The following is a 10,022-nucleotide window of genomic DNA, read 5'->3' on the forward strand; positions in this document are numbered from 1 at the left end:
ATCGTCAAAACCGCACTCAACGCTCTCGGTATCAACTCAAACATAACCCAGAGCGTCGCCCAGAAAACGGTTTCAGGAGCCAATTGATGATCGATATCCGTCCGACCGCGCATCGCGCCCTGTCCACAGCAGCGGCGCTGGCCATCTCTGTCTCCTTCGGCCTTTGCGCTGCCCGCGCACAGGCGGCAGTCGACGAAACAACGCCAGTAGCCGTGCTGGACCAGGCGCTGGACAAGATTCAGCAAAAAGACTCAGGCGCATTCGACGCACGTATGCAGACGTTGGCGCCGGTGATCGATCAGACTTACGATCTCGAGGCCGTGCTGCGTTCGTCCATCGGCGCGGCGCGCTACATGCAGCTCTCCGATCAGGAGAAGCAGACATTGCTCGCGACGTTCCGCCAATACACCGTCGCCCGCTATCTATCGAACTTCAAACGCGGCTCAGGCGCACGGTTCACACTCGCCCCCGGCTCCCGCCCTTCTCCGATCGGCGGCGAAAAAATCGTCACGACGCATATCGGCTCGGAAGACAACATGCCCGGAACGGAGGTCGACTATGTCGTCAGGCCCGAAGCCGGCTCGTGGAAGATCGTTGACGTTCTGCTGGAGGGGCATATTAGTCAGGCGGCGGCGCAACGCGCGGATTTCGGCTCCACCCTCGCCTCTGGCGGCGTCAGCGGGCTGGTCGATGTGTTGAACCGCAAGGTCAAAAGTTTCTCCGAGGACTGAACCCCATTATGCGCCGGCCGTATCGCTCACCGGACCAGCACACACTGCAAAACGCGCCGCGGGATGCCGCGCCCGTATGACCGGCGCGTTTTCGGTCCTTCAGGCCGCCGCAATCGGAAGCGCAGCGCTCGGGTTGGCCGGGTGCGTGCAGGCCGCGCTGGGAACCGCGCTCGTCGCGCGTTTCTGCGCGCGCGAGCGGCGGCGGCAACAGCCTTCCGATTTCCCTCCGGTTACGATTCTCAAGCCGCTGCATGGCGACGAGCCACTGCTGGATGAAGCGCTGGAAAGCTTCTGCACGCAGGATTATCCCGCGATGCAAATCGTATTCGGCGTCCAGCGCGCCAACGATCCGGCCATTGAACTGGTCCGACGTCTGCAGGCTCGCCATCCCGGCGTCGACATGAGCCTCGTCGTCAACGGCGCGCTTCATGGGGAAAACCGGAAAGTCAGTAATCTGATCAACATGCTTCCTCACGCGAAGCATGAAATTTTGGTCATCTCGGACTCCGACATCCATGTCGGACCAGATTATCTCCGACAGGTCGTCCTTGCGTTCCAGACGCCTAATGTCGGTCTGGTGACGACCCTCTATGCCGGGCTACCCGCCAGCAATGCACTACCGCGACTGTTGTCGGCCTGTCAGATCAACCACAATTTCCTGCCGGGCGTGTTGCTATCCCGGTATTTGGGACGCCAGGATTGCCTTGGCGCAACGATGGCCCTCACTCGATCCATGCTCGACCGGGTCGGCGGCCTGGAGGCGCTGGTCGCGCATGTGGCGGACGACGCGGTGCTGGGACGTCTCGTTCGGGCGCAGGGTCAGGACATCGCAATCGCAGGCTGCATGACCTGGACGACCATCGCGGAAGACAGCCTGCCAGCGCTCTACAGCCATGAGCTTCGGTGGGGACGCACGGTGCGGGCGTTAGCGCCGGTTGGCTATCTCGCATCGTCGATTCAGTTGCCCCTTCTATGGCTCACGCTGGCCGTCGTGCTGCAGCCGCACGCATCCTGGCCCTTCATCCTGTTTCTCTGGTGCTACGGCTTCCGCGCCGTCGCTGCGTTCGTCATGGATCGCTGCGTCGGTCAGCGCTCACTCGTTCCCTTGTTGCTGCTCGCGCCGCGCGACTGGCTCTCGGCGATTATCATGGCGAGCAGCATGACCGGCACGCGGGTCGATTGGCGCGGACACACGATGCATGTGTCCGGACACGTCGCGGGATCAACCCACGCTTCTCCCGTTAACGCCATTCCCCCTCCCATCTCGACGGGGGACTAGAAGCAGCGTCTCCCGCATCGGGTCGTTTTTTCCCTGCGGCATGACAGCGATACCCGAAACCGCTATGCAAGCGCCTCCGGTATTGAGTCAGTGTCGTCGCGACCCCATTTTCCGACGACTACCCTATCTCCGCCACTCGCTTCGGCTCCAATTCGGCAAGGACCGCCCGCCATGATGAAGACCCTGTTTCTACAACCCCCGTCATTCGACGGCTTCGACGGCGGCGCCGGCTCCCGGTATCAGGCCAAGCGCGAGATCAAGTCTTTCTGGTATCCGACATGGCTGGCCCAGCCTGCGGCATTGGTCGAGGGCAGCCGCCTGATCGACGCCCCCCCCGCGCGCATGGGCATGGAGCCGATTCTCGCCGACGTGAAGAATCGTGATCTGGTCGTCCTGCACACCTCCACGCCGTCCTTCGCGAAGGACGTCCAGGTGGCGCAAATGTTAAAAGATGCCAATCCCAACCTGAAAATTGGCATGGTCGGCGCGAAGGTCGCTGTTCAGGCGGAAGAGAGCCTGCTGAAGGCCTCGCCTGTCGATTTCGTCGCGCGCAATGAATTCGATTTCACCATCAAAGACGTCGCCGAAGGCCGCGATTTCAAGGATATTGACGGCATTTCCTGGCGCAACAGCGAAGGCGTGATCGTCAACAACCGCGACCGCGCCATGATCGAGAACATGGACAGCCTTCCGTTCGTAACGGAGGTCTACAAGCGCGACCTTCGGATCGAAGACTACTTCATCGGCTATCTGATGCACCCGTACATCTCGATCTACACGGGTCGCGGATGCAAATCGCGCTGCACATTCTGCCTGTGGCCGCAGACGGTCGGCGGCCATAACTACCGCACCCGCAGCCCGCAGCACGTCGCCGCCGAAATCCGCCTTGCGAAGCAGTATTTCCCGCAGGTGAAAGAGTTCTTCTTTGACGACGACACCTTCACCGACGACCTGCCGCGCGCCGAGGCGATAGCGAAGGAACTCGGCAAGATGGGCGTCACGTGGTCGTGCAACGCCAAGGCGAACGTTCCCCGCAAGACGCTTGAAGTCCTGAAGGACAACGGCCTGCGCCTGCTGCTGGTCGGCTATGAAAGCGGCAATCAGCAAATCCTTCACAACATCAAGAAGGGCATGCGGGTCGAAGTGGCGCGCGAGTTCACGAAGAACTGCCACGAACTCGGCATCAAGATCCACGGCACCTTCATCGTCGGCCTGCCCGGCGAGACGAAGGAGACGATCCAGGAAACGATCAAGTTTGCGACCGAGATCAACCCGCACACGCTGCAGGTCTCCCTCGCCGCGCCTTATCCCGGCACCGCCCTGCACAAGCAGGCGACAGAGAACGGCTGGCTTGACGAATCCCACGCCGAACTGATCGACGAGAACGGCGTGCAGATGGCCCCGCTGCACTATCCGCATTTGTCGCACACCGAAATCTTCAACAGCGTCGATGAATTCTACCGGAAGTTCTACTTCCGCGCGCCGAAGATCGCGTCGATCGTCAACGAGATGGTGCGCAGCCCGCAGATGATGAAGCGTCGTCTGCGCGAAGGCGTGGAGTTCTTCCACTTCCTGCGCGACCGTCGCGCGGCCTGATGCGCGGGAGGCCGACCACCGCCCGCCGCCCGGCGCGAAAGAGCTGGCAGCGGGTGGGCCAACGCCTCCCCCTGACGCGCCGCTAAATTATGAAGCGCGCCATCATTTCCGCTGACGATTTCGGCCTTTCGGTCGAGGTCAACGAAGCAATCGAAATCGCTCATCGCGACGGTCTGTTGTCCACAGCCAGCTTGATGGTCGCGGGCCCGGCATTCGACGACGCGGTCGAACGCGCACGCCGACTGCCAGATCTTCGCGTCGGTCTCCATCTGGTGGCGATCGAAGGGCCAGCGACGCTACCGCCCGCCGACATCCCCCTGCTGGTGGCTCAGGACGGGCAATTCCCGTCCGACCAGCTTCGCCTGGGTGTGGAGTACTTCTTCCGCCCATCTGTCAGGCGCGAACTCGCCGCCGAGATTGCTGCGCAATTTGAGGCGTTTCGAAGCACTGGCCTACGCCTGGACCACGCGAACGCCCACAAACATATGCATCTCCATCCCACCGTCGGGGCATTGCTGATCGAGATCGGCAAGAAATTCGGCCTGCGAGCGGTGCGCGTGCCGTTGGAGCCTTTAGAGCCGCTCTACGCGGCTGGGATTTATACCGACACTCTGGGCGACGCGGCGCTACGCCGCTGGACTGCACTGCTTCGACATCAAGCCCGCGAAGCAGGCATGATCACCAACGACTGGTGCTTCGGCCTCGCATGGAGCGGACATATGACGCCGAGCCGCGTGGCGGCCCTGGCCGCGCATTTGCCGGAAGGCGTGTCGGAAATCTATTTTCATCCCGCCACGAGCAAAAATACGCTGATAAGCCGGTTGATGCCCGACTATGAACATGAAGCGGAACTGGCCGCCCTGTGCAGCCCCGGTTTCCGCGCCGGGCTGGCCCATTCCTGCACGCGCCTGATCGGCTGGAACGATCTTTACTGAGGCGTTGCGGGATCAGCATATCGGACAGCTTAAACGGAGTTATGCGCAACAGGTTCTGAAAACGCAGCGTGGCGGGCGTTCTTGCGTGCTGAACGACCGGATTTAACGAAACGAGTGAAAGCCAGTTACGGAGCGTCGACACCCTTGCGCAGGAAGCGCGACCGATAGAGCCGCCCGACCACGACACGTTTCAAATCCACATACATTACAGCAGTTTCCTGACCTCAGGTCCGCCTCCTGCGCTCACTATCCGTCGCGACGTCGCCGTGAAACGAGACGCGCGTATGCCGCGTTGAAAATCTCCGCACAATCATCCGGCGTGTTCCAGGGCAGCGAGACACGTACCGCACATCCGGCGAGATCGCCCAGTCCCATCGCCTCCAGAACATGCGACGTCGCCACTTTTCCTGAGGAACACGCAGATCCTGCCGACACGCAGACCCCGTCCAGATCAAGCGCGATCAACTGGGCCTCGCTCCTGATTCCGGGCAATGCCAGAGACGTCGTATTGCCCAGACGAGGAGCTCCGTCGCCACAGACGGTTGCGCCGACCGCTCGCGCGGCAATCTCGATGGCGTCGCGGAGGGGCGCAAGGTCTCTGGGACGCGTCGACGCAGCATCAAGCGCCGCTGCCATACCCATGATAGCGGGAAGAGCTGGCGTGCCGCCGCGACGGCCACGTTCCTGCCCCCCACCAACCTGTACCGGCGTCAAAGGCGCCGCCCCTTCGCCCGCAAGCAGCAACGCCCCGGCTCCTTTTGGTCCGCCGAACTTATGTCCAGAAATCGCCAGACTGTCCGCCTCCAAAGACTCGAGGTCAAACGTCATTCTGCCCACTGCCTGCACGGCGTCCACATGAAGACGTGCGCCGTATCGTCGGCAAAGCGTCGCTATCTCGGATATCGGGTGCAATACGCCAGTCTCGTTATTCGCCAGCATGGCGCAAACGAGCGCGCTATTTTGGCCAGCCTCGCTTAAGCGCGTCTCCAACGCTTCGAGATCCAGAGTTCCGTCCCGAAGAACGGGAATCGTGCGCACAGTGGAGTCGTCTGACGCGCGGCGGATGGCGTCGTGTTCCGTGGCGCCAGCAAGAAGCGTCCGACCAGCCCCAAGGCCACGCACCGCCAACAGATTCGCCTCGGTCCCCCCGGAAGTGAACACACAGTTCTCGGCGGACGCTCCGAACCGCTCCGCCACCAGACGGCGACCGTGGTCCAGCGCCGCACGCGCAACGCGCCCCGCCCGGTGCGGAGAGCTGGGATTTCCTGTGATTTCCGCGCCTTCCACCATTGCCTCCAAGGCTTCCGGGCGTACAGGCTCAGACGCATTCGCGTCGAGGTACAGACCCGATGCAGGAGTTTTCGGCGAGGAGTTCACGACCGTCGCACGGACGAGATATGCACCTGTCCGCCCGCGCCTCTCTCACGCTTTTGTACGTTTTCTGTAGCCATTACCGTGAACTCGCAGATATATGTTGCTTCGAAGCCACGATTTGGCGCAAACAAAAGGCGCTCTTGAAGAACCTTAACGAGTGGCGAGACGCCGAATGCAGCGCCAAGCAGGAGGAGTACCTTTCATGGACGTTCGTGCGTTCGAGTCAACCTCCTTCTTACCATCCATCAAGCTCACGGCGCATCACGCCAGCAAGGCTCGCCCGCGCCGTTCGTCGCCAGGCGATCCGGCCGGGTGACTTCCCCGCGTGATGGAAACGGCGGGGGCGGCGCATCGCGCGCAGATCTCCCCTGTTGAATAAGCATCTCGCGCAACGTAAGCCCGGCCCCAAATAGGGAATGGCAAGTGTCTTTGAGCGGTCATGCAGTGCGAGGCCTCGCTTTCGCCGCGCCGCCGCGAAGAGACCAAGTTTCGTGACTTTACATTCGAACCCGACGGATCGGCGAGGCATCGTCACCCGTTCGGCGACCACCTTTAACACGGCGACCGTCATGCCCAGGGACGGCCACCAGGAATCGTGGAACCATAATGCCTGAGGTTATGTTCGCCGGCCCCGACGGCCGCCTAGAGGGACGTTACCATCACTCCAGCGAGCCCAACGCGCCACTGGCGCTGGTTCTGCACCCTCACCCGCTGCATGGCGGGACGATGAACAACCGCATCACGTACGCGATGTACCGCTCGTTCGAGAAAATGGGTTTCTCCGTCATGCGCTACAATTCGCGCGGCGTGGGACGTTCGCAGGGACGCTATGACGGCGGCATTGGCGAAATTTCGGACGCAGCTGCGGCCCTCGACTGGATGCAGGCAGTCAACCCGAACTCCAGCGCGCTGTGGATCGCAGGTTACTCGTTCGGCGCGTTCGTCGGCATGCAGCTTCTGATGCGTCGCCCGGAAGTCACCGGCTGGATCAGCGTCGCGCCCCCGGCCGCTCATTATGACTTCGGCTTCCTCGCTCCCTGCCCGTGCGGCGGCCTGATGATTGCTGGCGGCAAGGACGACATGGCGCCGGAACCGGCCATCCACAAGCTGGTCGACAAGCTGAACACGCAGAAGAACGTCACTGTCGATTATCGGATTTTCCCCGAAGCCGACCACATCTTCGCCAATCAGGCCGAGCAGGTCACCGATGCGCTTGAAGACCATGTAGGCACAGTCATGGCGCGTCGCGCGATGCCGCTGGCCGCCGACTGACACTCCTTCGGGCTGCGGCGGTTTCTCCTGATCGTCTGGCGTGGTAGACCTCCCCGCGCCAGACGATCAGGACCAGACTGAGATGACCCAGCCCGATACAGTATCCCCCGACATGTTCCGCAGCCCGTTCCTGCGGGAAGCGACGGCGAGGGGATATCTCTATCAGTGCACCGACGTCGCGGCGCTCGACGCCGCGATGATGGCAGGACCGGTAGCGGGATACATAGGTTTCGATCCCACCGCTGACAGCCTCCACGTAGGCCACACCACGCAGATCATGCTGCTGCGACTCATGCAGAAACATGGTCACCGACCGGTTGCCCTTCTTGGCGCCGGAACCGCGAAAATTGGCGACCCGTCGTTCCGGGAAGAAGCGCGCGCGCTGATGAGCAACGAGACGTTGCTGACGAACGCAGCAGGCGTCGAGCGCAATCTGAAGCAATTCATGACCTTCGGGAACGGTCCATCCGATGCTGCTCTCGCCAACAACGCCGACTGGCTCGATCACCTGCCCTACATCGAACTGCTTCGTGAAGTTGGCGTGCATTTCTCGGTCAATCGCATGCTGTCATTCGATTCCGTACGATCTCGCCTTGAGCGCGAACAGGGGCTGACGTTCCTGGAGTTCAATTACTCCATTCTGCAATCCTATGATTTCCGCGAACTGAACCGCCGCTACGGCGTAACGCTGCAAATGGGCGGATCGGACCAGTGGGGCAATATCGTCTCCGGCATCGACCTTGTCCGCCGCACGGACAGCAAGCAGGTTTTCGGCCTGACCGCACCGCTGCTGACCACATCTTCTGGCGCCAAGATGGGTAAATCCGCCAAGGGAGCCGTCTGGCTGTCTGCAGAAAGGTTGCCTGTGTTCGAATACTGGCAGTTCTGGCGCAATACCGAGGACGCGGACGTGGGCCGCTTTCTCAAGCTCTTCACCGATCTGCCGGTGGATGAATGCGATCGCCTTGCCGCCGCTGAAGGAGCCGGGATCAACGAGGCAAAGAAGATCCTCGCCACAGAAGCGACCGCCCTGTGTCACGGACGCGCCGCCGCCGAGGAAGCGGCCGAAACCGCACGACGCGTGTTTGAGGCCGGGCAGCATGTGGACACACTGCCGACGCGCACACTCCCCCACGCCGACCTTGCCGAAGGCATTCCGGCCTTCCGTATTTTTGCCGAGGTTGGTCTGGTCGCCAGCAACGGCGAGGCGAGGCGCCTGATCCGCGGCGGCGGTGCGCGCGTCAACGACGTGGCGGTGACGGATGAGGGGCTGATCGTCTCGTTGGCGGATGCGGTCGATGGCGCGATCAAACTGTCTTCGGGCAAGAAGCATCATGTGCTGGTGCGAAGCGACGCCTGATTGTTGCAAGCGCAACGCAAATACTTTCTCGACGTTTCTATCGTCATTTCAACGGAGTTTCATGATCCGGCCCTGCTGGTCGTGAAACTCCGCTTTTCTTCGCCATCGTCTTATTCTTAAAATAAAATTGACGATGGAGAGGAGGCCTTGGTCCCTGAGGAATTTCGCAAACGACTGTTCGACTGGCCGGACGCACCAGTTCCCGTGGCGTTCGATGGCGCGTTGTTTGACGACCTTCCCTCACTACTGAAAAACGCAAGCTTCAAACCTCGATCCCTGTTTCTTGAACAGACCGATCGAGAGATCCAACGTACCAGCCCCCAATTCATCATGGCGCCGCACGATCGGCTGGAACTGTTGCTGTCCCTGCCCGACATTACGACGGGCGGCGTATTCTGGAACGCGCCCGGCGTCGAGGAGATGGCGTTCTATCGGCATCTTCGAAGCCTGACGATGGTGCGGCTACCTGTTCCTGAAAAAGAGCAGAAGCCAGGCGATCCGAAGACTGAGATGTGCGTGTTCCGCCATTTTGACCCGGCTACTGTCGCGATCACGATGCCTGTTATGACACCTGCTCAGCGCGCCAGAGTTATGGGCCCGGCAAAGTCATTCCTGTTGCATAGCCCAGAAGGAGCAATGGAAGCCAAGCGACGCGTGGAGTGGCCTGACGCCGAAAAGGGCACATTGACGTTTAACTCCGTACAAATGAAAATCATCACTAAAAATTTAAACAAACGTCGACACTACCGTCCTGTTTTGCGTTTTTTACGAGACTGCGGACCGATATCAATTCAGAATGAAACGGATGTATGGCTGTTAGAACTAATCGATGCGGCTGAGAGTCGCAGGGTTGAATGGGGATTAAAAACTCAGTCAGGGCTCTCCTGCTTGTCACTTTTATCGTATATTACACATGGAAAAATATATACGAATTCTCAATTAAAAAATAAAATATCTGAAAATACAAAATATTCAGATAAAAAAATAAAAAAATACACAATAGAACTCATAAATTTATTAGAAACAAACGGGGATTACTAATGCCCCCCAACTCAAATTCATCGAAATCAGAGCAAGCAAACAACGCACTCAGAGCCTGTTTGGAAAATCACGGGTGAGCATTTCTGCGCATGAGATTGGCGCCCATGGCGACGAAGATCATGGCCTGTGACACGTCGACGCGGCGCTCGTAATCACGCACGAGCCGGCGCCAGCGGGTCATCCAGCCAAAGGTCCTCTCGACCACCCAGCGCCGCGGCAACGCCTCGAAGCCCTTTGTTCCGTCACGGCGGCGGATAATCTCGACGATGAAATCCAGATAAGTCGCCTTGTCCATCAACTTCAAGCGGTCATAGGCGCCATCGGCGAACAGATGCTTCACCCACGGCCAACGCTTGCGGATCGCATCCAGGATCATCTGAGAGTCTGTTTGGAAAATCGGTCTGATGTGATTCAAGCTCTGGATGTGGACGCCA

Annotated in this window: 9 protein-coding genes; 7 read left to right on the forward strand and 2 right to left on the reverse strand. The window is 60.2% G+C overall.

Going from position 1 to position 10,022, the window contains the following annotated elements; genetic code table 11:
- The first annotated feature begins 86 nt into the window (after positions 1-86).
- The 4 genes from J2D73_RS19925 (at position 87) to hpnK (ending at position 4,541) form a co-directional block, all read left to right on the forward strand.
- Complete coding sequence (locus tag J2D73_RS19925; protein WP_207884139.1) at positions 87-731, forward strand: ABC transporter substrate-binding protein; 645 nt, start codon at positions 87-89, stop codon at positions 729-731.
- A 76-nt stretch (positions 732-807) separates the two neighbouring features.
- Positions 808-2,010 (forward strand): bacteriohopanetetrol glucosamine biosynthesis glycosyltransferase HpnI, encoded by a 1,203-nt coding sequence (hpnI, locus tag J2D73_RS19930; protein WP_207884140.1) that lies wholly within the window; start codon positions 808-810, stop codon positions 2,008-2,010.
- 171 nt (positions 2,011-2,181) lie between these two features.
- Positions 2,182-3,606 (forward strand): hopanoid biosynthesis associated radical SAM protein HpnJ, encoded by a 1,425-nt coding sequence (gene hpnJ / locus J2D73_RS19935; protein WP_086643840.1) that lies wholly within the window; start codon positions 2,182-2,184, stop codon positions 3,604-3,606.
- A gap of 89 nt (positions 3,607-3,695) precedes the next feature.
- Positions 3,696-4,541 (forward strand): hopanoid biosynthesis-associated protein HpnK, encoded by an 846-nt coding sequence (hpnK, locus tag J2D73_RS19940; protein ID WP_207884141.1) that lies wholly within the window; start codon positions 3,696-3,698, stop codon positions 4,539-4,541.
- Between the two features lie 246 nt (positions 4,542-4,787).
- Here the strand turns inward: hpnK and J2D73_RS19945 are convergent, their stop codons facing one another.
- Positions 4,788-5,918: a cysteine desulfurase family protein gene (locus J2D73_RS19945; RefSeq protein ID WP_408736868.1), complete on the reverse strand. Its 1,131-nt coding sequence runs from the start codon at positions 5,916-5,918 to the stop codon at positions 4,788-4,790.
- A gap of 603 nt (positions 5,919-6,521) precedes the next feature.
- Here J2D73_RS19945 and J2D73_RS19950 point away from each other — a divergent pair.
- The 3 genes from J2D73_RS19950 to J2D73_RS19960 all read left to right on the forward strand — a co-directional run bounded on the left by J2D73_RS19950 (position 6,522) and on the right by J2D73_RS19960 (position 9,588).
- A complete protein-coding gene (locus J2D73_RS19950; protein ID WP_026398848.1) occupies positions 6,522-7,187 on the forward strand; it encodes an alpha/beta hydrolase in 666 nt (221 codons plus the stop codon).
- Positions 7,188-7,299: 112 nt separating this feature from the next.
- Complete coding sequence (tyrS, locus tag J2D73_RS19955; protein WP_207884145.1) at positions 7,300-8,547, forward strand: tyrosine--tRNA ligase; 1,248 nt, start codon at positions 7,300-7,302, stop codon at positions 8,545-8,547.
- Positions 8,548-8,694: 147 nt separating this feature from the next.
- The gene (locus tag J2D73_RS19960; protein WP_207884142.1) at positions 8,695-9,588 is read left to right on the forward strand and encodes a DUF4123 domain-containing protein; all 894 of its coding nucleotides are present in this window, start codon (positions 8,695-8,697) and stop codon (positions 9,586-9,588) included.
- Positions 9,589-9,655: 67 nt separating this feature from the next.
- Here the strand turns inward: J2D73_RS19960 and J2D73_RS19965 are convergent.
- Positions 9,656-10,022 (reverse strand): transposase (locus J2D73_RS19965; RefSeq protein ID WP_207884143.1); only part of this gene is annotated, 367 nt, incomplete at its 5' end.

Origin of the sequence: Acetobacter sacchari (genome assembly GCF_017377715.1) — a bacterium.
Taxonomy (GTDB): domain Bacteria; phylum Pseudomonadota; class Alphaproteobacteria; order Acetobacterales; family Acetobacteraceae; genus Acetobacter; species Acetobacter sacchari.